The 23,118-nt window shown below is 70.5% G+C and carries 17 protein-coding genes and 1 pseudogene; 8 read left to right on the forward strand and 10 right to left on the reverse strand.

Going from position 1 to position 23,118, the window contains the following annotated elements:
• Window positions 1-285: 285 nt before the first annotated feature.
• Together OU416_RS27605 and OU416_RS27610 are read left to right on the forward strand one after the other, a co-directional pair.
• Window positions 286-1,542: a flavin-dependent oxidoreductase gene (locus OU416_RS27605; RefSeq protein ID WP_270929947.1), complete on the forward strand. Its 1,257-nt coding sequence runs from the start codon at window positions 286-288 to the stop codon at window positions 1,540-1,542.
• Window positions 1,543-1,611: 69 nt separating this feature from the next.
• Window positions 1,612-2,037 carry a VOC family protein gene (locus tag OU416_RS27610; RefSeq protein ID WP_270929948.1) on the forward strand — a complete coding sequence of 142 codons (426 nt, stop codon included), beginning with the start codon at window positions 1,612-1,614 and terminating at the stop codon, window positions 2,035-2,037.
• A 4-nt stretch (window positions 2,038-2,041) separates the two neighbouring features.
• On the opposite strand, the gene OU416_RS27615 is transcribed toward OU416_RS27610, so the two are convergent.
• The 5 genes from OU416_RS27615 to OU416_RS27635 all read right to left on the reverse strand — a co-directional run bounded on the left by OU416_RS27615 (window position 2,042) and on the right by OU416_RS27635 (window position 10,311).
• Complete coding sequence (locus OU416_RS27615) at window positions 2,042-2,671, reverse strand: response regulator (RefSeq protein WP_270929949.1); 630 nt, start codon at window positions 2,669-2,671, stop codon at window positions 2,042-2,044.
• Window positions 2,668-3,954: a sensor histidine kinase gene (locus OU416_RS27620; protein WP_270929950.1), complete on the reverse strand. Its 1,287-nt coding sequence runs from the start codon at window positions 3,952-3,954 to the stop codon at window positions 2,668-2,670. The genes OU416_RS27615 and OU416_RS27620 overlap by 4 nt, the downstream gene beginning before the upstream one ends.
• 3 nt (window positions 3,955-3,957) lie before the next feature.
• Window positions 3,958-4,698, reverse strand: a complete 741-nt coding sequence (locus OU416_RS27625) for an ABC transporter permease (RefSeq protein ID WP_270929951.1) — start codon at window positions 4,696-4,698, stop codon at window positions 3,958-3,960.
• Between the two features lie 11 nt (window positions 4,699-4,709).
• Window positions 4,710-5,618, reverse strand: coding sequence for an ABC transporter ATP-binding protein (locus OU416_RS27630; protein WP_270929952.1), 909 nt, complete (start codon window positions 5,616-5,618; stop codon window positions 4,710-4,712).
• A gap of 103 nt (window positions 5,619-5,721) precedes the next feature.
• A complete protein-coding gene (locus OU416_RS27635) occupies window positions 5,722-10,311 on the reverse strand; it encodes a CHAT domain-containing protein (protein WP_270929953.1) in 4,590 nt (1,529 codons plus the stop codon).
• A gap of 96 nt (window positions 10,312-10,407) precedes the next feature.
• Here OU416_RS27635 and OU416_RS27640 point away from each other — a divergent pair, with 96 nt between their 5' ends.
• The 3 genes from OU416_RS27640 to OU416_RS27650 are packed head-to-tail and all read left to right on the forward strand — an operon-like array spanning window position 10,408 to window position 12,817.
• A complete protein-coding gene (locus OU416_RS27640; RefSeq protein ID WP_270929954.1) occupies window positions 10,408-10,788 on the forward strand; it encodes a hypothetical protein in 381 nt (126 codons plus the stop codon).
• On the forward strand, window positions 10,785-11,612 hold the full coding sequence (locus tag OU416_RS27645) for a hypothetical protein (protein WP_270929955.1): 828 nt from the start codon (window positions 10,785-10,787) through the stop codon (window positions 11,610-11,612). Before OU416_RS27640 ends, OU416_RS27645 begins: the two co-directional genes overlap by 4 nt.
• Before the next feature lie 41 nt (window positions 11,613-11,653).
• Window positions 11,654-12,817: a winged helix DNA-binding domain-containing protein gene (locus OU416_RS27650; RefSeq protein ID WP_270929956.1), complete on the forward strand. Its 1,164-nt coding sequence runs from the start codon at window positions 11,654-11,656 to the stop codon at window positions 12,815-12,817.
• A 36-nt stretch (window positions 12,818-12,853) separates the two neighbouring features.
• On the opposite strand, the gene OU416_RS27655 is transcribed toward OU416_RS27650, so the two are convergent.
• Complete coding sequence (locus OU416_RS27655) at window positions 12,854-13,432, reverse strand: hypothetical protein (RefSeq protein WP_270929957.1); 579 nt, start codon at window positions 13,430-13,432, stop codon at window positions 12,854-12,856.
• Window positions 13,433-13,791: 359 nt separating this feature from the next.
• On the opposite strand from OU416_RS27655, the pseudogene OU416_RS27660 reads away from it, so the two are divergent.
• Window positions 13,792-14,247, forward strand: a pseudogene (locus tag OU416_RS27660) (GNAT family N-acetyltransferase); the annotation flags it as partial.
• Between the two features lie 93 nt (window positions 14,248-14,340).
• Here OU416_RS27660 and OU416_RS27665 read toward each other — a convergent pair.
• Complete coding sequence (locus OU416_RS27665) at window positions 14,341-15,657, reverse strand: MFS transporter (RefSeq protein ID WP_270929958.1); 1,317 nt, start codon at window positions 15,655-15,657, stop codon at window positions 14,341-14,343.
• Between the two features lie 187 nt (window positions 15,658-15,844).
• On the reverse strand, window positions 15,845-17,044 hold the full coding sequence (locus tag OU416_RS27670; RefSeq protein ID WP_270929959.1) for a PucR family transcriptional regulator: 1,200 nt from the start codon (window positions 17,042-17,044) through the stop codon (window positions 15,845-15,847).
• A gap of 210 nt (window positions 17,045-17,254) precedes the next feature.
• Between OU416_RS27670 and OU416_RS27675 the strand changes: the two genes are divergently transcribed.
• Complete coding sequence (locus OU416_RS27675) at window positions 17,255-18,049, forward strand: SDR family NAD(P)-dependent oxidoreductase (RefSeq protein ID WP_270929960.1); 795 nt, start codon at window positions 17,255-17,257, stop codon at window positions 18,047-18,049.
• Window positions 18,050-18,103: 54 nt separating this feature from the next.
• Window positions 18,104-19,435 (forward strand): NAD(P)H-dependent oxidoreductase, encoded by a 1,332-nt coding sequence (locus OU416_RS27680; RefSeq protein WP_270929961.1) that lies wholly within the window; start codon window positions 18,104-18,106, stop codon window positions 19,433-19,435.
• On the opposite strand, the gene OU416_RS27685 is transcribed toward OU416_RS27680, so the two are convergent.
• Complete coding sequence (locus OU416_RS27685; RefSeq protein WP_270929962.1) at window positions 19,404-21,050, reverse strand: hydantoinase B/oxoprolinase family protein; 1,647 nt, start codon at window positions 21,048-21,050, stop codon at window positions 19,404-19,406. The two genes, OU416_RS27680 and OU416_RS27685, sit on opposite strands and share 32 nt — an antisense overlap.
• Entirely contained in the window at window positions 21,047-23,104 is a 2,058-nt protein-coding gene (locus tag OU416_RS27690) for a hydantoinase/oxoprolinase family protein (protein ID WP_270929963.1), read from the reverse strand. Before OU416_RS27690 ends, OU416_RS27685 begins: the two co-directional genes overlap by 4 nt.
• Between the last annotated feature and the right edge of the window lie 14 nt (window positions 23,105-23,118).

Genomic DNA, 23,118 nt, shown 5'->3' on the forward strand with positions numbered 1-23,118 from the left:
GTCCGGATGTCAAGCCTGAAACCCCGAAGGGGCGGCCGCCAGGCCGGGCTTGACATCCGGACCACAGCCCCCACAATCCCCCAAACCACGGGGATGACCCCCACCACAACACAACAACATCAGTACCACGCACCTTGAAAACTCAACAACAGAGCCAAAAGGAGCCTCAGACCAACCGGCGACCAACCACACCCCCATCCGACTGACGCACCGGACACCGACTAGCGGTAGCACCCATCACGCCCCTCAGCGATGCTGGAGGCGAGATCCGCACAGGAGGTGGCTGTGAAGGTCATCATCGTCGGAGCCGGGATCGGCGGGCTGACCACCGCGCTCCGGCTGCACCGCGAAGGCATCGACTGCGTGGTCCACGAGCAGAGCGAGCAGACCACCGAGCTGGGCGTCGGGATCAACGCGCTGCCGCACGCGGTCAAGGAGCTCGCCGCGCTCGGCCTGCTCGACCCGCTGGACGAGGTCGGGATCCGCACCCGCGAGCTGCGCTACGCGCACCGGCTGGGACCGGTGATCCTGCGCAAGCCCTGCGGCCTGGATGCCGGGTTCGCGTTCCCCCAGTTCTGCCTGCACCGGGGCAGACTGCAGGGCGTGCTGCTGCGCGCCGTCCGGGCACGGCTCGGTGCCGAGGCGGTGCGGACCGGGCACCGGCTGACCGGGTTCGCCCAGGACGCGGACGGCGTCCGGGCGCGCTTCGCCGACCGGCGCGGTGGTGAGCCGGTCACCGAGCACGGCGATGTTCTGGTGGCCGCCGACGGTATCCACTCGACGGTGCGGTCCGTCCTGTTCCCGGCGGAAGGACCGCCTCGGTGGAACGGCGTCATGATGTGGCGCGGCGCCACCGACTGGCCGGAGTTCGACGGCGGCCGATCGATGATCGTCGCCGGCGGCACCGCGGCCAAGCTGGTGGTCTACCCGATCGCGGAAGGCCGGAGCATCGGCACCAAGCTCACCAACTGGGCGATCTGCATCCAGACCGGGCGACCTGGTGACCCGCCGCCGAAGCGCCAGGACTGGGCCAAGCCCGGCGACCGGGCGGAGCTGGCCCGGCACATCGGGCGGTTCCGGTCGCCCGCGGTCGACCACGCCGGGCTGGTCGAGGCCACCGAGGAGGTCTTCGAGTTCCCGATGTGCGACCGCGATCCGCTGCCGTCCTGGTCGCACGGCCGGGTGACTCTGCTGGGCGACGCGGCCCACCCGATGTACCCGATGGGCTCCAACGGAGCCGGTCAGGCGATCCTCGACGCCACCAGCCTCGGCCGCCACCTGGCGCAGTGCGCCGACCCGGTCGAGGCGCTGCTGGCGTACCAGGACGACCGCCTGGCGACCACCAGCGAGGTGGTGCTCCGAAACCGCCGAGGCGGCCCGGAGAACGTCATCGACGAGGTCGAACGCCTTGCGCCGAACGGTTTCTCCGACATCGACGACGTGATCGAGCCCGCGGAGCTGGAAGCGATCATCGCCAGCTACGCCCAGGTGACAGGGGCCTCCCAGCAGCAGGTGAACGACCCGCCGCGCAGCGAGGCCTAGCGCTGGGCGAGCGATCTTGATTCACTGGGCGGCGCCTCGAAGCACGACGACGGAGGAGGAACCGCGGAATTGACGGACAACGCGCCAGCTCAGCCCCGTGACACCGCCGAAGCCACTTCCGGGCTGGGTTTCGGACTGCACCACGTGCAGCTGTCGATTCCGCCGAACAGCGAGGACGACTGCCGCCGGTTCTGGGTGGACGTGCTGGGCATGATCGAGGTCCGGAAGCCGCCGGTGCTCGCCGCCCGCGGCGGCCTGTGGGTCCGGGCCGACGACCTGGAGATCCACCTCGGGGTGGAGGAGGACTTCCGCCCGGCGAAGAAGGCGCACCCCGGCATCCTGGTCGCCGACCTCGACGGCCTCGCGAAGCGACTGGAGAGCCGTGGAGTCGAGGTCACCTGGGACGACAGCTTCCCCGGTTACCGGAGGTTCTACGCGGCGGACAACCTCGGCAACCGCCTGGAATTCCTGTCACCCGACCCGGACGCCCGGTGACCCGTCAGTCGCGTGGCGTCAGGTAGCCGTGGGTGAACGCGGCGGCCACGGCCGCTGCCCGGTCGTTGACGCCGAGCTTCGCGTACACGTGCAGCAGGTGCGTCTTCACCGTCGCCTCGCTGATGAACAGCTGCTTGGCCGCCTCGCGGTTGGTCGATCCCCGGGAGATCAGCTCCAGGACCTCCAGTTCGCGCTGCGAGAGCGGTTCCGAGGCGGGCCGCCGCATCTGCCCCATCAGCCGGGTCGCGACGGCGGGGGAGAGCATCGTCTGCCCCTGCGCGGCCGCCTCCACCGCGCGGAACAGCTCCTCCCTCGGCGCGTCTTTCAGCAGGTAGCCGGTGGCGCCTGCCTGGATGGCCGGGAGCACGTCGCGGTCGGTGTCGTAGGTGGTGAGCACGAGGACCCGCGAGCGCACCCCGCGCTCGGCCAGCTCCTCGATGGCGGTGACGCCGTCGGTTCTGGGCATCCGCAGATCCATCAGGATCACGTCGGGCCGCAGCTTCATCGCCGCCGCGATGGCCTCCGCGCCGTCACCGGCCTCCCCGAGAACCTCGAAGCGCGGGTCGGCGCTGAACATGCCCCGCAACCCGTCCCGCACCACCGGGTGGTCGTCGACGATCAGCAGCGAGATCACCGGTCGCCTCCGGCCGGGATCGCGGGCACGGAAGCCGAGATCGCGGTACCGCCGCCCGGCTCGGACTCGATGTCGAGCCTGCCCGCGAGGCGCTGCACCCGCTGGCGCATGCCGGCCAGCCCGAACCCGCCGCTGCCGGGACCGCCTGCGCGCTTGGCGTCGGGCTCGAAGCCCACTCCGTCGTCGCGCACGTCCAGCGTCACGAGATCCTCCATGTAGGACAGGGTCAGGCCGACGCGGCCCGCCCTCGCGTGCTTGGCCACGTTGCTGAGCGCTTCCTGGGCGGCCCGCAGCAGCGTCACCTCCACGTCGGTGTGCATCGGCCGCGGGTCGCCGGTGGTGGTCAGCACCGCGTCGATGCGGTTCACCTCCGACCAGCGACTGGCCACATCGCTGATCGCGTCCGGGAGCCTGCTCTCGGCGAGCACCTCCGGCTGCACCGCGTGCACCGTCCGGCAGGCCTCGGTCAGGCTCTCCCTGGTCAGGTTCATCGCGTTCGCCACGTGCCGGTGCAGGACCGGCGGCCGGTCCATCGTCTGCTCGGCGGCCTGGAGCTGGGTGAGGATGCCTGCCAGGCCCTGGGCCAGGGTGTCGTGGATGTCCCGCGCGATCCGCTGCCGCTCGTCGAGCACCCCGGCCTCGCGCGCTTGGACCAGCAGCTGGGCGTGCAGTCCGGCGTTCTCCTCCAGCGCGGCCTCCAGCATGGCGTTGGCCTCGCGCAGCTCGACGAGCGCCTGCTTCTGCTTGAAGATGCGCCGGTCGGCCTGCTCGGCGATGTGGGAGAACGCGCTGGCCAGCACCGTGATGATCACGCTGAGCGCCAGCCACGCCCAGCCCATGTTCTCGTCCTGGACGCTGACCGCCCCGCCCAGGTAGCCCACCGCCGAGATCGTGGACGTGGCGGTGACTCCCGCGTACCGCCAGTGACCCGTCAGGTAGTGGAACGCCTGCGGGTAACCGATGAAGACGAACAGGGCGAACCAGGGCGCGACCGCGACCAGGCAGGCCGCCAGCACCATCAGGCCCGTGTAGTACACGCCCATCAGCGGGCGGTTGCGGTGCCACTCGGGGTGTCTCGTGTGGAACCAGAACAGCCAGGCCGCGACCGCGGTCGAGAGCCCGAGCACCGCAGGCAGGGACACCTGCACGTGCCAGATCGGCAGCATCAGCAGCGTGATGAGGACGCTGATCGCCAGGAGGACGTACGGGAGGAACTTGAAGACCGCCGTCTCCACCCGCTCCCAGCGGTCGAACTCCGCCCGCAGCTCCGCTTCGATGCTCACGTCCTACTCCCAGCGGAAGTACCGGGCGGCCAGCCCGCCGGCCACGATCGTCCACCCCAGCATCACGGTCACGTGCAGCAGTTGCGGCCAGTGACCGGCTGCGGCGTCCTGCAATGATTGCACGCCGGCGCCCAGCGGGGTGAAGTCGCTGATGGTCCGCAGGACGTCGTTCATCTCGGTGCGCGGGATCCAGAGACCGGCGAAGAACAGGAACGGGAAGAACAGCAGGGTTCCGATCGCGCCTGCGCTCTTGCCCGTCGGCGCGAGCGAGGCGACCAGCAGGCCGATCGCGAACATCGACAGCGCGGTCAGCAGGTAGGCGATCAGGTGGGCGGGCAGCTGCCGGGGCAGGTCGACGTCGAACGCCAGCCGGCCGATGGCCAGCACGACCAGCATCGTCACCGCGGACAGGACCGTGGACATCAGCAGCTGCGCGCCGAGCATCACCCGCGGTGTGACCGGGGTGGTGCGCATGCGCCGCAGCACGCCCTTCTCCCGGTAGGTGGCGAACAGCTGGGACAGGCTGTTGAGCGCGAACACGGTGACGCTCATCGCCACGATGATCGGCACGTACACGGTGATCGCCCGGGCGCCGCCGAGGTCTTCGCTGGGTTCCCGCATCGCGGGGATCGAGCCGAGGATGACGAGCAGGACCGGCGGGAGCGCTAGCGCGAAGAACACGAGCACCGGTTCGCGGAAGAAGAGCTTGGTCTCGGTGGCGGTGAGCCTGAACAGGGCGGACACGGGTGGTCTCCTCAGGAGTCGATGGGGCGGCCGGTGAGCGCGACGAACGCGTCGTCCAACGAGGCCTGCTCGACCCGCAGGTCGGCCGCGACGACCCGGTGGCGGGCCAGCACGGTGGTCACGGCGAGCAGCAGGTTCCCGGTTCCGGTCACCACCAGCCGGTCACCCGCCCGTTCGACCGACGCGACCTCGGGAATCGCGGCCAGCACGGCGTGGTCGAGCGGGGCGGACGGCCGGAACCGGATGCGCTGCCGGTCGTCGACGCTGGAGACCAGCCCGCTCGGGGTGTCGACCGCGACGACCCGGCCGGAGTCGATCACCGCGAGCCGATCGCACAGCCGTTCCGCTTCTTCCATGAAGTGCGTGACCAGCAGGATCGTGACGCCGCGGTCGCGGACGAGCTCGATGAGCTCCCACGCGTCGCGGCGGGCCTGCGGGTCGAGGCCGGTGGTGAGCTCGTCGAGCACGGCCACCTTCGGGTTGCCGATCAGCGCGAGCGCGATCGACAACCGCTGCTTCTGCCCACCGGAGAGCCTGCGGAACTGGGTGCCGATCTTGTCGGTCAGGTCGAGCAGGTCGAGCAGTGCTCGCCAGTCGGCCGGGTCGCGGTAGAAGGAGCTGTACAGCTCCATCGCCTCGCCGACCTCGATCTTGTCCGGCAGATCGCTCTGCTGGAGTTGCGCGCCGAGCAGTTGCCGCAGTTCGCCGGTGTCGTGCCGCGGGTCGATCCCGCAGACCCGGACGGTCCCGCCGTCCGGGGTGCGCAGTCCCTCGATGCACTCGACCGTGGTGGTCTTGCCCGCCCCGTTGGGGCCCAGGATGCCGAAGATCTCGCCCGGCTCGACGGCGAAGCCGACCCCGTTGACCGCGGTGTGGTCGCCGTAGCGCTTGACGAGGTTGTCGACCTCGATGATTGCCATGCCAGAAACCATGCCGCCCGGCGCGGGCGCGCAGTATCGACCGCGCAGTCAGGACCGGCGCGGAACGCGGTGGACCCGGCATCAACCGATCGGTGGATGCCGGTCAGGGACCGATGTGGATGTGGGACGTCCACAGGGCCGGGGTGTGCGGGTAGGCGTCGCGCAGTTCCCGGGCGACTTGGTGGAGCGCGCGGGCCACGCGGGTCAGGTCGAGTCGTCCTTCGCGCCGGGCGAGGTCGTAGATGCGCCGTGAGATCTCCGGCGCCGGCCGATCGGCGATCGTCCACAGCGTTGCCACGACGTGCCGGTAGCCGGCCAGTTGGAGGGCGCTGGCGAGGTGGATGCTCTCGTCCGGGAGGCTGGTGTCCCCGATCGCGGTCTGGCAGGCCGACAAGAACGCCAGTTCTGTGGTGTCCAGTCGCAGCCGGGCGATGTCGAGCACGCTGAGCGGGCCGTCGTGCAGGTAGAGGCAGCCGGTCGACGGCCGGTCCAGCGCCAGCCCGGCGTGGCCCGCGAAGTGGAAGTAGGCGTGCTCGCGCAGGTCGTCGACGACCTCCGCGCGGGTGGCCCGGGCACCGATCCGCCGGGTGTGGTCCGGGCCGAAGCACGCTCCGACGAGGTCGGCCTCCGTGCGGGCCGCGGGCAGCGGCGCGAATCCGTCCGTCTCGGGCATGGCCACGACGAGCGATCGCTCGTGCGCGGTGCCGGCCGCCGGTGTGGTGCGCGCGCGGACCAGCGTCTGCAGGGTGGGTGTGTACGACGAGATCACGCGGTCCAGCACGGTGCTTCCGGGGGGAGCGTCGGCCGGGTCGTGGTAGCCGGCCGCGTGCAGCGGCAGCAGGGTCAGCGGCCCGGTCGGGCACCAGTGCAGGTGCGGCCCCGGTTCGCCGGACGGCAGTTGCACGTCGTGGCCGAGGTGGCTGAGGACCGGCTCGGCGACGCTGTCCCACAGCCATTCCAGCGTCGCGTGCACGGTCTGCTCGGCGGCGGCGCGGTCGAGACCGGAGACGCGCTCGGACTGCGAGTCCAGAAGAGCGCGTGCGGACACGTATGCCTCGGCCCTGGTGTGCGCCTGCTCGTGCAGGTCGGCGTCCAGCGGCACGGTCCGCACCGAGCCGTCCGCGATGATCAGCGCATCGCAGCGCGTGGTGTGCAGGTTGACGATCACCACGGTGCTGGGCTCCAGCCCCCGGCGGAGCGCGTCGAAGGACGGTGTGCGCAAGAAGTCCGCCAGGCCGGGCAGTCGTCGTGCTTCGGCGAGCAGGGAGTCCCACTGGTCGGCGAGGCGGATGCGCCGCTCGCGGACCTCGTCCGTCGTGCTCGGCTCGCTGGGCACGACGTCGAGCGCCGCGGTCGTTTCCCGGAGCCGGTCGGCCAGCCGGGAGTCCTGGGCGCGCAGCCGGGAGTGGTCGTCGCGCAGCCCGAGCGTCTGGTTCCACAGCACGGATCTGCCCTGTTCCAGCAGTGTCACCGCGCGTTCCGGATCCCCGGCGGACAATGCGCACGCGGCCGCAGCGGAGGCCAGGCCCTGCCAGTCGCGCAAGGCGTGTTCTTGCGCCGTCCGGCTCGCACCGAGCCAGGCGAGGCGGGGGAGCAGCTCGATGGTCGCGGTGAATCCGGCCAGCGCCTGCGGATGCCGGTCCGCGCTCGCGGCGAGCAGGCCGAGGCGGAGTCCGGCCGTCGCGCGGATCCGGGCCTGTCCGGCCGTTTCCGCGACGACCTGCTGGTAGGCCTCGACGGCCGATTCCAGGTCGGCCTCGGACTCGCTGATCTCCCAGCGGAGCTCGTGCGACATCCCCAGGTGCAGCAGCGCGGTGCTGCGCAGCGGGTGACCGGGACGCGCCGCACCGGCGGCGGTGCGGGCGGCCGCGGTCGCTTCCACGAGGTCCTCGACCGATCGCGTTCGCAGGAAGCGATTCCTGAGCACCAGGCTGAGATTTCCCTGGCGTTGAACCAGTTCATCGCTCCCGACCGACATCGCTCGCACGGCTGAGCGGGTGATCTCGACGGCCTCGGCGAGCACGCCCGGATCGTCGGTGTGCTCCGACCACAGGGTCAAGCACCAGCCGAGATTGGCCGTTCGGCGGCCGAGATCCGCGTGGTCGGGGGGCGTTTCGCCGACGACCGACCTGGCGACATCGGTGGCCTCGACGATGTCGGGGAGTGCGCGGGTGCGGACGAATCGCTGGGTGAGCGCGAGTGCCAGGTAGGTCCGGAGGATCAGCAGCTGGGGATCGTCGGCGGAGGTCGCGGCGACCACTTCCCGGGTGGTGTCGACGGCTTCGGTGATGTCAGCGTCGTCTCCGGCGAGTTCGAACCGGAGCCGCAGGTAGTTGCCCAGGCCCCCGAGGCGGGCATTGCGGTCCGGGTGCTCCGGCGGCGTTGCCGCGCATGCCGCCCGTGCCAGCTCGATCGCCTCCGACAGGTCGGCGACCTGCCCCAGGCGCTGGAACCGCGTGCTGAGCGCGATCGCCAGGTTGTGCAGGGCCTGCCCGTTCTTGGTGTGCCGCTCCGGTAGCGCCTGCGCCACTCGTCGCCCGGCGGCGACCGCCTCCTCGAGATCTGCGAGGTCGTCGTGCAGACCGTGCCGGCTCAGCAGCGCATTGGCCAGCGTGCCCAGCCGGTGGACGAGGTCGGGGTGGCCGTCGGCGGTCGTCCGCACGGCCTGCCGGGCGAATTCGACCGACTCGTCCAGGTCGGCCGCCGTGCCCAGCCGCCCGAACCTGCTGTGGTGACCGACGGCGAGGTTGGACAGGTGCAACGCGTGCAGCGGGTTGTCGGCCGGGGTGTGGTCGAGCGCAGTCCGGCAGGAGGTGAGAGCCTCGTCCAGGTCCGCGAGCCGACCGTACCGCTCGAACCGGTGGCGCAGTGCGATGCTGAGATCACCCAGCCGCCGTGGCTGCTCCGGGTGACCGGCAGGAGTGGCGGTGACCAGCTCGCGGCAGAGCTCGATGATTTCGTCCAGGTCGGCGTCGTCGCCGGCGGCCTGGTACCGGCGGAACAGGGCTTTGTACAGGTTCGCCTGCCTGCGGGCTCGTTCCGGCGCGCCTGCGGGCATCCGCGACAGCACGAAGCGGTCGGTCTCCACGGCTTCGGTGAGGTCGGCGCGGTCGCCGGACCAGTCGTAGCGCAGGGTGAGGTCGGCGGCCAGGTTGGACAGGTGCCGGAGCAGCGCGGGATCGTCCGGCGGTGTGTCCGCCACCGCGGATCTGCCCAGTTCGATCGCCTCGTCCAGGAGAGCAGCGCCGCCACCGTGGGAGAACCTGGACGACAGCGCGTTCGCGAGGTTCGACAGGAATCCGGCGCGCCCGATGTGCCCCGGCGGGATCGCCGCCAGCGCGGCGCGCTTCGCGGCGATCGCTTCGTCGAGATCGCGCAGCTCGGCGTGGCGCGTGAAGCGGGTGTGCAGAGCGGCACCGAGATTTCCCTGGATCTGGCAGTGGTAAGGGTGTTCGGGCGGTACCGATCGCAGTGCGGTGCGCAGCGAACCGATGGCTTCGTCGAGCGCGGTGCGCTCATCGGTGAGTTCGTGGTGCTTGAGCAGGGCGAGCCCGAGGTTGGACAGCGCGGCGGCCCGGCTCGGATGGTCGGCGGGCACTCGCGCGAGCGCGGATCGCAGCACTTCGATCGACTCGGCGACGTCGCCGCGGTGCCCGGTGAGCTCGTAGCGCTCCCGCAGCGCGGTGCCGAGGTTGGACAGGTGCATGACCAGGGTCGCGCGCCCGTCGGAGCTGAGCGCGACGGCTTCCCGCGTCGCGTCGATCGCCCCGGCCAGCGCGGTGGGGTCGCCCGTCCGCTTGTACCGGGCTTGCAGGATCCCGGCCAGGTGGCCGTGGACCTGGTCGCGGCGCGGATCGTCGTCGGAGGTCAGCGCGAGGGCCTCTCGGGTGACGGTTTCGGCCGCCGCGAGATCGCTCTCGTCGCCGTCTCTGGTGAAGCGTTCGAGCAGGGATGCGCCGAGCATGGCGAGGCAGTCCCGCCGCTTCTCCTCCGATTCCGGCAGCGCTGGGAGTGCGCTGGTGAACAGGTGCACCGCGGTGTCGAGGTCCGCACCGTCGCCGCTGGTCTTGAACCTGCCCATCAGCGTGGTGGCGAGCTCGGACATGAAACCGGCGCGGTCCGGGTGGTGGGCAGGCGTGCGGTCGACGGCGGCTTGCAGCGCGCTCACCGCCTGGTCGATGTCGTCCGCTGATCCGGTCTGCTGCGCTCGGTGCACCAGTGCCGCGCCCAGGCAGGAGAAGTCGTTCGGATCGCCCGTTTCGCCTGCCGCGGCCGTGGTCAAGGCGACGGTGGCGGACAGCAGTTCCACGTTTCCGGTCGTCATCGCGATGGGGAGCAGGAAGTAGTGGTAGTAGAGCCACAACCGCCCGTCGAGCGGCCCGGGTTCGCGCATCGGCTCGTACCACGTGCGTGCCGGCGCGGGCAATTCCCGGTAGGCGTCCGGGGGCAGCAGCGCGAAGCACACCCGGGCGCACTCCACGTCCTCCGCGTTGAGCGGTGGTTGCAGCGCGTGCTGGCGGTGCCAGTGCAGCAACCCGACCGCGCGCAGCACCTCGACCGGGGTGTCACCTCGGCCCAGCACGGCGGTGCCCGCATCGACCAGCAGCGAGATGTCCATGATGGACGCGAGGACGGCCGGGTCGGCGAGACGATCCTGCAGGCGGCGCAAGGCCGGTTCTCGATCAGCGGGCAAGGTCCCTCCGGTGAATCCGCCGGAAACCTACTGGAAGCCACCGCGTGGCGTGGCAGTATCGGGGAGGCTTACCCGATCGGCGCACCAGGGGGACAGGTGGACCACAGCGACGAGCCCGGTGCCCTCGCCCTGTGGTGCGCGATGTTGCCCGTGCTGCGGGACCGAGCCGCCGCGGGCCTGTGGACCGGCAGGCTGGAACGCGCTGAGAACCGGGTGCGCAACGGCGCTTCGGCGCTCCGGGCGTGCGAGCAGTTCGGCTTGATCGCGCAGGACGGCGCGCCGGGCGATTCCACTCGCGGTGCCGGAAGCGGTGACGTGGTGGTCGTGCCGGGGCTCGACCCGGTGCCGCTGGCAGGGGGCGGCGACTACCGGTGCCCCGCTCGCCGTTGTCCGCGCCGCGATGAGCGCGACGCCACCGGGCGTCCGCCCCGGTGCACGCTGTTCGACGAGCCGATGCTGCCCGTGGCGAGAGCATGACCACGTTCCTGTCCTCGATCGGCAGCAAGCTGGCGGAGCGTTGGGCGTCGGCGTTGCTGCTGCCGGGAGCTTTGTACCTGGCGGCGGTGTGGTGTGCGATGCAGCTCGGTCACCGCCACGCGCTCGACCTCAACCTGCTGCGGCCGCCGTTCACCGGCTCCGGCAACCATCCCGGCGCGCAGGCCTCGATCGTCGTCGGCCTGGTCCTCGTGCTGCTCGGTGCCTCGGCCGCCGGTTTGAGCGCACAGGCGATCGGCCGGATCGTGCAGGCGGTGTGGTTCGGCCGGTGGCGCGGTCCGGCGGCCCTGCTGGCCCGGCCGCTGATCGCGCTGCGGGTCGCGGTGGCCGTACGCGCCGCGAGCCGTGCCGGGGTGACACCGGTGGCCGCGTACCTGCCCCGGCGGCCGACCGCGATCGGCGAGCAGTTCCGGTTGCTGGAAGCGCGGATCTCGGCGCAGTACCACGGTTTGCGGCTCGCGCTGGTGTGGCCCCGCCTGTGGGTTCTGCTGCCCGATGGTGCGCGTGCACCGATCCAGTCCACCAACAACAACTTCCACTCGGCAGCGGTGCTCACCGGGTGGGGGTTGCTCTACCTGGTGCTGGGCGCGTGGTGGTTCCCCGCCGCGGTGGCCGGGACGTGCGCGGTGATCGCCGGCTGGCTCCGCGGTCGCAATCACGCCGTCACCCTTGCCACGCTCATCGAAGCGACCGTCGACACGCACTTGGCGGTGCTGCTCGACGCCCTCAACCACGGACTGCCCGCCACCGGGATGACCGGCGACCTGGCCGAGAAGATCAACGACCAGCTGCACAAGGGCCGATGAGACCCGAGCGCGTGTCGGTGGCTGCTGGTAGCAATGGCGCCGTGCGGTTTGACATCGAAGGACGGCGGGCGCGGCTGGTCGCCCGGCAGCACCTCGCCGGGACGGCGCGCGATCCGGTGCAGGCGGCGGCCGACGTGGTGGTGCTGCACGCGACGGATCCGGCGACGGTCTTCCTGTCGGTGCTCGCCCGCTGCACGTCGGCGTCGGTCGAGGACGTCGCGAAGGTGATGTACGACGACCGCGAGCTGGTCCGGATGATGGCGATGCGCCGCACGTTGTTCGTGGTGCCGGCCGATCTGGTCGCCGTCGTGCACAACGCCGCGTCGCTGGAGATCGCCGACCGGCAGCGGAAGCGGCTGCTCCAGCAGCTCACCACGATTCCCACCGAGCCGGAACTGCCCGCCGACGCGGACGGCTGGCTGCGATCGGTGGAGTCGTCGGTCGAACGGGTGCTGGCCGAGCGCGGCTCGGCCACCGCGGCCCAGCTGTCCGCCGACGAGCCCCGGCTGCGGACCGCGCTGCTGCCGACGTCCGGCAAGAAGTGGGACGTCAAGCGCAACATCACCACGTACGTGCTGGTGCTGATGGCGGCCGAGGGCCGGATGGTGCGCGCGCAACCGCGCGGCTCGTGGACTTCCCGCGCGCACACCTGGGAACCGGCGTCGAGCTGGTGGCCGCGGGGAATCCCCGAGCTGCCGGACGCCAGGGCCCGACTGGTCGAGCAGTACCTGCGGCGCTTCGGCCCGGCCACCGTCGCCGACGTCCAGTGGTGGACGGGCTGGACGCTCGGCGCCACCAGGAAGGCCCTCGCCGCGCTGGAGACCGCCGACGTCGGCTGCGGGCTGGTCATGGCCGACGACACCGAGCCCGACGAGCCCGCCGCCCCGACCGCGGCGCTGCTGCCCGCCCTCGACCCCACGCCGATGGGCTGGAAGGAACGGGACTGGTACCTGCCCGAGGACTCCCGGCCCCTGTTCGACCGCAACGGCAACATCGGCCCGACGATCTGGTGGGGCGGCGAGGTCATCGGAGGCTGGGCGGTGCGCCCGGACGGGAAGATCGCCACCAGCTTGCTGACCGATCGCGGCGCGGCGGCGACCCGTGCGGTGCAGGAGGCCGCCGACGTGCTCCAGCCCCGCCTGGACGGAACTCCCGTGGTCCCGTCCTTCCCGACACCGCTGGAGAAGCAGCTCCGCACGGCGTGAACCGATGAGCCGGCGGGCTGGTCACGCGAGCGCCGGCTAGGCGGGCGAGGCGTTTCCCGTGCGCCACTGGTTCCAGCGGGTGCGGCCGCCGGGCTTGTAGATCGAGAGCCACGTGGCGGCGCCGATCGTCAGGACGTGGAACACGGCCATGCCGATGAGGTTGACCTGCGCGTCGAGGTGATCGCCGGTGAACGGAGTGCCGGAGGGCCGCAGGGCGGTGGCGATCCAGCCGGGCGTGAGGCTGGCGGTGATCGAGATCGTGACGACGACCAGGACCAGCTTGACCAGCGGCCAGTAGTGCTTCGCGATTCCCCACTTGGTGCCGGCGCAGAGGATGAGCCCGGTGCCCAGGGTGATCAGCGACGCGGGGCGGGCCAGGGAACCGATGAGCAGCTCGTGGAACTCGTAGCCCGCGCGCACGATCGCGGCGTCGGACGAGGTCAGTGCCGCGACGGTGAGCACGAACGTCACCGCGGCGATCCCGAACCAGCCGACACCGGCGACGATGTGCAGGAACAGCACCGCGCGCCGCGCACGTGCGGAGAGCCGGCGCCGGCCCCTGCCGGTCCGGGGCGGCGCAGGGCGGGTGGCCGGGCGGATTCCGTTGGTCTGCACGATGTCTCCAGCATTTGCGGGTGCGGATCTGCTGCTGGAGATGGTGCGCTGCGGACCTCGCGGCGTCGTCGGCGCGAGCGCGACACCTGGCGTACGCAGATCTGCGTACGCCAGGCCGAAAGCCCCATCGCTGCGCCGAAGGGGTGGTTGGCGGTGGCCGCACCGGATCGGGATCATCGGGTTGACCGGGTGGGCCGGGTGGCCGGGTCACCGCAGTCATGGCGAAGACGGGGAGGGCACGTGGTGGTCCGACGGATGTTGTGCGCGCGCTGTACAGGCTCCACGATTTCGACAGCATGGCAGGGGCTGCTGGCTGTGCCTGATCCGTGTCAGCACGCTGCGAGCCCGGGTTGCGACGCATGACGGAAGGCACAGGTGATCGCCGCGTGGTCGTCCTGCGCACGAAACGATTGCGGTTGACCACCTGGGCTCCCGGAGATGCCGACGACCTGCACCGCCTCCATTCCGATCCGGCCGTGATGAGCTACATGACGACCGGAACGCTGACGCGAGCACAGACCCGGGAGCGAATTCGCACCTGGAGCGCCGAGCACGTCGCACGCGGCTGGTCCAAATGGCGAGTCGAAGACGACGCCGGGCAGTTCTTGGGCCGAGCAGGGTTCGGACGGGCGCACCGCACCGGGCACCGCGAACTCGGGTACCTCTTGGCGTCGGACTGGTGGGGCGTCGGCTACGCCACCGAACTCGTGGCCGCGCTGGCGCACTGGCACTTCACCCACCTCGACCCGCAACTGGAGCCGGATCTCCTGGCCTACGTCTTCCCCCCGAACAAGGCCAGCCGCCGCGTCCTGGAGAAGAACCACTTCAGCTGCCTCGGCACGTCTCCGCACGCATCCGATCAACTGGTCTACAGCTGCACCAGCGGTCGTCGGTGCGGCTGCGGATCGCTACGGGAGGGCGTCGGCGGGGTCGGTGGTCAGGTCGGCGGTGTGGGTTTCGCGCATGAACCAGACGCACACGGCGCAGATCAGGGCGATCAGGACGAGGTAGGCCGAGATCGGGAGGGACGAACCGGTTGACGCGATCATCTGGGTGGCCAGGATGGGGCTGAGACCGCCGCCGACGATGCTGCTGGCGTTGTAGGCGACGGAGGATCCGGTGTACCGGTATCGCGTTGCGAACAGTTCGGGCAGGAAGGCGCCCATCGGGGCGAACAGCGCGGCGAACGCGATCATCCCGACCGACATGCCGATGGCGATGAGCAGCGGGTCCCCGGTGTTGATCAGCCCGAACAGCGGGAACGCCCACACAACGGCCAACCCCGCGGCGCCCAGGCACACCCGACGTCGACCGACCCGGTCGGAGAGCACCGCGAAGATCGGGGTGGCGACCCCCATCACCGCCGCGGCGACCATGGCGCAGACGATCAGCATGTTCTTGTCGAGGTCCAGCACCTCGGTGCCGTAGGAGAGCGAGAACGTGGTGATCGTGTAGAACAACGTGTGCGCGAGGATGAACGAGCAGGTGGCCAGCGCCAGGGTGCGGGGCTGGCGCCTGATCACCTCGACGATCGGGGCCTTGGACTTGTCGTGCTCCCGCATGGCCTTCTCGAACACCGGGGTCTCGGCGATCTTCATCCGGACGTAGTAGCCGACGACGAGCAGGAGCGCGCTGGCCAGGAACGGCACCCGCCACCCCCACGATTCGAACGCCGCGTCCGACAGCGTGCCGCCGAGCACCAGGAACGCCGTTCCCGCGACGACGAACCCGACCGCCGGTCCGACCTGCGGGAAGCTGGACCACAGCCCGCGGCGGTTCTCCGGGGCGTACTCGGTCGCCAGCAGCACCGCACCACCCCATTCGCCGCCGAGACCGAACCCCTGCAGGAACCGGCACAGCACCAGCAGGGCCGGGGCACCGATCCCGATCGTCTCGTAGGTGGGCAGCAAGCCGATCGCGACCGTCCCCGTTCCCATCGTCAGCAGGGAGACGATCAGCATCGTCTTGCGCCCGATCCGGTCGCCGAAATGACCGAACACCACTGCACCCACGGGGCGGGCCACGAACCCGACGCCGAACGTGGCGAACGCGGCCAGCGTTCCGGCGAGGGCCGAGAACGTGGGGAAGAACAGGTGCCCGAGAACGAGTGCGGCAGCTGTCCCGTAGATGTAGAAGTCGTAGAACTCGATGGCCGTGCCGATGAAGGTAGCGGCCGCGATTCGCGTTCTCGGCACCGAGGTCGACGGTGCGGCGGTGGTGGACATGGCTGCTCCTTCGTGGCCGGTCGAGCCGCGGCTGGGCGGCTCCGCTCCCTTCGTGGACCACCCGTGGTCCGTCCTCGGCCCAGGTGTCCAGGGAGTATGTTCCGGCCCCGGGCACGTCACGACCTCCTCGTGTCGAAGTCTCGCCCGACGGCTTCCTCCCGTTGTAGAAAACCGCAGGCCGAAGCGCTCAGCTCCGATCGTCGAGCAAGGCCATCAGCCGCACGCCGAGATGCAGGGCCAGGCGGTCGTCGCCGTTGCTGAGGCTGAGCCCGGTGATCTGCTCGATCTGGTGCAGCCGGTAGTACAACGAGGTCCGGTGGATGTGCAGGGCCGCGGCTGCATCCGGCCCGGAGCCGGCGTTGTCCAGGTAGACCGCGAGGGTTCTGACCAGCCGTCCGTGCGGATCGTTCGCGATCAGCCGGGTGAGCGCTGCCGGGAGCAGCAGGGGAGTGAGCCGGTCCTCCGGGATCTCCAGCAACGTCGCGTAAACCCCGAGCTCCTCCCAGAGCACGACGTCCGCCGCATCGGGCAGCATGCGCGCGCTGCGCGCCGCGGTGGCTGCTTGTTCCCGCGAGATCCATGCTTCGGCCAGACCGTCAGCGGTGGTCCCGATCCCGACGGCGCATCGCGCCGACTCGCCGAGGACCTCGCGGACCTGCTTGGCGACGACCGCGCCTTGATCCCGCAGGTGTTCCTTCGGTGCCGGTGCGCTCTGCAGCAAGAAGCCGCGGTTTCCCTCGACGGCGAGGGCGAATTCGGTGAAGCGGTTGCGCGCGACGGCCTCGAGCGCCACCCGGAGGGCCACCTCGACATGCGCGTTCTCCTTCTCCGGCGCGACGACGTCGGCCACGCTGACGGTCGCGTGGTGACCGTTGCGGAGCCACCCCTGCCTGCCCAGCGCCCGCTGTGCGGCCGTTCGTCGTTCCGCCGTTCCGCAGAGCAGTTCGAGCACAGCTGCTTCCCCCGCGACGCGCTGGGCGTCTTCGGCGACGAAGTCCCGGTACAGCAGCGCCGCTATCGCGGCAGCGGAGTCCTCGATGGCCGCGGTGTCGGCTTCGGCCAGCGATTCCGGATCGATCACCATCAGCAGGCCGAGCAGCTCGCTGCGGCATCGGATCGGCCTGCACAGGCGGGCCCGCATGTGCAGGTCCGGCCGGGCCGGGATGACGCCGGGCCCGGTCCACCCGGTGATGCCTTGCGCCAGCATGTGCCCGATGACCGCGCTGGCGCCCTCGCGCTGCAGCACCGCGTGGACGCGCACCTCGTCCTCGTCGCCGAAGTGCCTGCTCGCGCACTTCAAGTGGACCGAAGGGTCGTTGATCGCGACCGACCGACCGATCTTCTCGGCCAACGCGTCGACCACCCGTTGCAGATCACTACCGCTCATGTCCAGTGCGTGCGGCTCGTGGTCCGCACTGCTCCTCTCCGCTGCGTGGCAGGGGCGCAAAGGCGTTGACTGGGCATTTTCTACAGCGGAAGGAAGATTCGCGGCAAGGTCTCGACGACGTGTGGTGTCGGCGGCCCGGCCGTGGTGCCGATACTCGGCTCGCTGCGCCGGCGAATCCTGCGCGGCCACGAGAACACGAGGATGTGGATCATGGGAAACCGGCTGGCCGGAAAGGTCGCGCTCGTCTTCGGCGCTGGTTCCAGCGGCGCGGGGATGAGCAACGGAAAGGCAGCAGCGCTGACCTTCGCGCGAGAAGGGGCCGGTGTTGCCGCGATCGACATCAACCCGGAAGAAGCCGACCGCACCGCCAGCGCGATCCGCGACGAGGGCGGTGTTGCGGTCGCGATCGAGGCTGACGTCACCTCCGAAGAGCAGGTCGTCGCAGCTGTCATCGACGCCGAACGACAACTCGGCACGCCATCGGTCCTGCACAACAACGTGGGGTTCGCGCACACCGGCGACCTCGCCGATCTCGACCTGCGGACCTGGCAGGACGTCTTCGCGGTCAACGTGACCGGAGCGTTCCTGACCTGCAAGCACGTCCTGCCGCGCATGGTCGAAGCAGGAGGGGGTGCGGTCGTCAACGTCTCCTCGATCGCGGCCATCCGCGATACCGGCTACCCCTACCCCAGCTACAGCGCGGCCAAAGCCGCGGTCAATCAGCTCACCGTCGCACTGGCTCTGCGGCACGCAGCCGACGGTGTCCGGGTCAACGCGGTGGTCCCGGGGCTGATCGACACGCCTCTCGTCGCCCAGCAGGTGATCTCCGGATCCGCCGATGCGCGAGCCGCCCTCGACGAGCGGAACGCCACCAGCCCCACCGGCCGGGTCGGGACGCCGTGGGACGTCGCTTCCGCAGCGCTGTTCCTCGCCTCCGACGAATCCGCCTACGTCAACGGGGTTTGCCTCCCCGTCGACGGAGGGCTTTCAATGAGGTGCGCCTGAAGGAGTCCTGTTCGGCCGGTCGGGCAAGCCGAGTTCATCTGCAGGGGAGACAACGTGAACCTCCATCGTCTGCTGGTCGAGCGGAGCAGGAAGTCCGGGCCGATCAAGGTCGGCGTCATCGGGGCCGGGAAGTTCTCCTCGATGTTCCTCACCCAGGCACTGCACGTTCCGGGCCTGCACCTGGTGGGCGTCGCGGATCTCAGCCCGGATCGCGCCCGCGCTGCGCTCGCTCGAACCGGTTGGCCGTCCGAGCGGTACGCCGCCACGTCCTTCGACGAAGCGCTGCGCACCGGTGGCACGCACGTCTCCGACAGCGCGGACGACCTCATCGACGTTCCCGGTCTCGAGGTGGTGCTCGAGATCACCGGCGATCCGATCGTCGGCACCTACCACGCCGTCCGCGCCATTGATGCGGGACGTCACGTCGTCATGGTCAACGTCGAGGCGGACTGCCTGGTCGGCCCGCTGCTCGCCGAACGCGCCCACCGGGCAGGCGTCGTCTACACCATGGCCTACGGCGACCAGCCCGCCCTGATCTGCGAGCTCGTCGACTGGTGCCGCACGGTCGGCTTCGACGTGGTCGCCGCTGGTAAGGGCACCAAGTACCTGCCGGAGTACAGCGGCTCGACCCCGGACACGGTCTGGGACCACTACGGCTTCACCGCCGAGCAGCTGGCCAGCGGCGACTACAACCCCAAGATGTTCAACTCGTTCCTCGACGGAACCAAGTCGGCCATCGAGATGGCCGCCGTCGCCAACGGCACGGGCCTCCAGCCGCAGGAGGAGGGCCTGTTCTTCCCGCCGGTCGGGGTCGACGACCTGGCCACTGCGCTCCGGCCGGGGGAGCTGGGCGGTTCGCTGACCCGGCGCGGCACGGTCGAAGTGGTCTCCAGCCTCGAGCGCGACGGGACGGAGGTCGACCGCGACCTGCGCTGGGGCGTCTACGTCACGTTCGAGGCCCGCACCGACTACGCGGTCCAGTGCTTCGCCGAGTACGGCGTGCGCACTGATCCCACCGGCCGCTACGGGGCGCTGTACCGCCCGTACCACATGATCGGCCTGGAACTGGGCGTCTCGATCGCCTCCGCGGTGCTGCGCGGCGAGCCCACCGGCACCCCCGACGGTTTCCGCGGTGACGTCGTCGCCGTCGCCAAGCGCGACTTGAGGGCAGGCGAGGTGCTCGACGGTGAAGGCGGCTTCATGGTCTACGGCAAGCTCGCCCCCGCCCGCACCTCGCTGGCCGCTGAAGCGCTGCCGATCGGCTTGGCGCACGGCTGCCGACTGGTGAGCGACGTACCCGCGGGCGCGGTCCTCAGCTGGTCGGACGCCGATCTCGACGACTCAGTGCTCGCGGTCAAACTGCGCCGCGAACTCCAGGAGAGCTGACCTGGGTCGCGCTGCGGTCATCCGCATCCGGGGCGGCTTCGGCGGGGTCGCCGAAGCCGCCTCCGCCGCCGGATTCGCACCGCAGGACGTCACCTCTGCGAACTCTCAGGCTGTTGGCTTTGAGCATCTCGCGGGCGTGTTCGGTGCCGGGGTTGAGCACGACGCGCGGTGGTGCGCCCGCTTCACCGCCGAAGAGCCCCCACGCGGGAGTGATCGAGCGCTCCCACCATAGGGAGAGGTCCTGGTCGGCTTCCATGACGTATTCGCGCACAACGCCGTTGCCGCCGCGCCACCTGCCGGCTCCGCCGGAGTCGGCTCGGATGCGGTACTCCGTGACGCGCACGGGGTAGAGCGTTTCGAGGACCTCGACGGGCAGGTCGCACAGCGACCCGTTCACGTTGTTGATCAACGCGGTCTCCCCGTCGCCGCCGTGCCACGCGCCCCAGCCGCCGACGGTGGCCTCGAGGGTGACGAAGGGCTCGCCGGTGCGCGGGTTGTCGCCGGCGAACTGCACGATCATCGAGTCGCCGTAACTGGCGGCGGCGACCTCGTCGGGCATGGCGGGGGCGAGCGCCTTGACGATGAGGTCGATGAGCATGCCGAGGCTGGAGTAGTAGTACTGGCAGGCGGCGGGTTCGCGGGCACCGAGCATGGAGCCCTCGCGGACCTCGACGTGCAGCGGGGCGAACGAGCCACCGTTGAGGCTCACCGAGGGCGAGATCAGCAGCTTGTAGCCGACCCGCGCGGCTGAGATCGCTTGCGCGCGGCCGCAGTTGACCGGTCCGGTGGTCTGGTCGGCGCAGTCGGTCAGGTCGATCGTCATGCGATCACCGTCCACCGTGATCCGCACGGTGACCTTCAGCGGCGTGTCGAGGTCGATGGCGTCGTTGTCGAGGTGGCCGGTGGCTTCGTAGGTCCCGTCGGGAATGGCTTCCAGGCGTTGGCGCTCGAGCCGTTCGGTCTGGGCGAAGATCTCCTCCCGGGCCTCGTCGATCGTCGCCGCGCCGTACCTGGCGAACAGCTCGCCCAGGCGCTTCACGCCCATGCGGGCGCAGGCGATCTGCGCGCGCATGTCGCCGAGCGTCACGTAGGGGAAGCGGACGTTGGTCTCGATGAGGCGCAGGACGTCGGCGCACTCCTCGCCCGCCGCGACGATCCTGGTCGGCCCCATCCGCAGGCCTTCCTGGTAGATGGTGGTCGAGTCCATCGAACCACCCGGGTCCTTCGAGCCCATGTCGATCCAGTGGGCGCGCGAGGCGGCGAATCCGACGAGCTCGTCCAGCACGAAGATCGGTGCGTACACCGTGCAGTCGTTGAGGTGGGTGCCGCCGATGTAGGAGTCGTTGAGCACCCAGACGTCACCGGGCTGCCACACGTCGAGGCCGAACTCGGCCTCGGTGCGCCGGGAGCACTCCTCGAGGTTGCCGAGGAAGATCGGCAGTCCGGACGACTGGCCCAGCACGCGGTGCTGCCGGTCGAGCAGGGCGACCGCGCAGTCCTTGCCCTCGTAGATCGTCGGCGTGTACGAGGAGCGGATCAGGGTCGTGTTCATGTCGGTGGCGGCCTGGATCAGCGCCGAGCGGATGATCTCGGTGGTAACCGGGCTGATCGTCATGACAGCGCCTCCGTCTCCGGCCGCGGGGCCAGGGTGATGGTCAGGAATTCGTTGTCGTCGACCCGCAGTTCGGCGTCCGGGGGAACGACGGTGGTCGAGGTCTCCTCGTGGACGATGGCCGGTCCCGGGAGCCGGGTGCCGACCGGCAGCGCCGAGCGCGCGACGATCGTCGTGGGCAGTGCCGTCCCGTCGAACACGACGTCGCGGACGACGGGAGCCTCCGGGGCGGGCGCAGCCGCACCGACGTCGGCGACGGTCCGCTCCACCCGCCCGTGGCCTGTGGTCCGGATCGTGACGAACTGGACCGGCGCGCCCGGGGTCGCGTGCCCGTAGCGCTTGTGGTGCGCTTCGGCGAAGCGCTGCTCGAGGGTGCCGACGAAGTCGGGGGACACCACGTCGTCGGTGTCCCAGATCGGCACCGTGAGCGTGTAGTCCTGGCTCTCGTAGCGCATGTCGATGCTGTGGCTCACGGAACGCACGTCCTCGCTGATGCCCTGCTCGATCAGCGCATTGATCGCCTGGCCGCGCAGCGCGTCCAGTGCTGCCGACAGCGCTTCGGTGTCCAGAGTCCGGTTCGTCGCGAAGAACTGCATGGTGAAGTCGCGCCGCACGTCGGATTCGAGCATGCCCCACGCGGAGAACGCGCCGGGGAACCGGGGAACGATCACCTCCGTCACCCCGATCTCCCGCGCGATGAACGCCGCGTGCATGGGCCCGGCCCCGCCGAAGGCGAGCAGCGCGAACTGGCCGGGCTCGCGACCGTGCTCCACGGTCAGCGTGCGGATCGCCTGGGCCATCTTGGCGTTGCCCACGTCGCAGATGCCGGAGGCGAGTTCGACCGGGTCCATGTCCAGCTCGGCCGCCAGTGCGGCGACGGCGCGGTGGGCGGCGTCGAGGTCGAGCCGCATCCCGCCACCTGCGAACGAGTCCGGGTCGACTCTGCCGAGGACGCAGTTCGCGTCGGTGACCGTGGCCTGCGTGCCGCCGCGCCCGTAGCAGGCCGGGCCGGGAACGGCGCCCGCCGACTCCGGTCCGACGCGCAGTCCGGTGCCCTCGGCGTAGGCGAGCGACCCGCCGCCCGCGCCGATCGTGTGCAGGTTGACCAGCGGCATCAACAGCGGGAAGCCTTCGCACGAGCCGTCCGGCGACACGTCCGGTTCGTGGTCCATGACCAGCGAGACGTCGAACGAGGTGCCGCCCATGTCGATGCAGATGACGTTCGGCCGGCCGAGCAGCTTGCTGACCGCGACGCCGCCCATCGTGCCGCCGACGGGACCGGAGAGCAACGTCTGCAACGGGTGCGTTCGGGCGAAATCGGCGTTGACCAGGCCGCCGGACGACTGCATGACGTGCACGGGGACGTGCAGGCCGTTGTCGGCGAAGCGCGCCTCGATCTTGTCCAGGTAGCGGTGCACCGACGGCCCGGTGTAGGCCTCCATGACCGTCGTCGACGTCCGCTCGTACTCGCGCCACTCGGGCGCCACCTCGTGCGAGAGGACGACCAGGACGTCCTCGCCGAGCTCCTCGCGCAGGATCCGGCCCGCGCGGCGTTCGTGCTCGCCGTTGAGGTAGGCGAACAGGAAGCACACGGCGACGGCGTCGAACCCCTCCTCGCGCACCCGCTTGGCCACGAGCCGGACCGCGTCCTCGTCCAGCGGTTCCAGCTCCTCGCCCGCTGCGTCGAAGCGGCCGCCGACCTCGACGATCGCCTCGCGAGCGACGAGCGGCGCCGGTTTGCGGTAGTGCAGGTCGAACAGGCGCTCCCGGTTGCCGCGGGCGATCTGGTAGACGTCGCCGATCCCCCGCGTGGTCATGATCAGCACGTTCGCGCCCCGGCGCTCGAGCAGCGCGTTGAGGCCCTGCGTCGTGCCGTGCACGAAGAACCCGATCTCGTCGAAGGGGAGCTCGAACCCGGCGAGGGCGTCGAACACCCCGCGCGCGAGGTCGTCGGGCGTGGTCAGAACCTTGCCCGCCCGCACCTGCCGCGACGCTCCGTCGAAGGTGACGACGTCGGTGAACGTGCCGCCGATGTCCATGGCGACCCGGTATGTCATGGGGAACTCCTTGC

Source organism: Saccharopolyspora indica (assembly GCF_027853965.1).
Taxonomy (GTDB): Bacteria; Actinomycetota; Actinomycetes; order Mycobacteriales; family Pseudonocardiaceae; genus Saccharopolyspora; species Saccharopolyspora indica.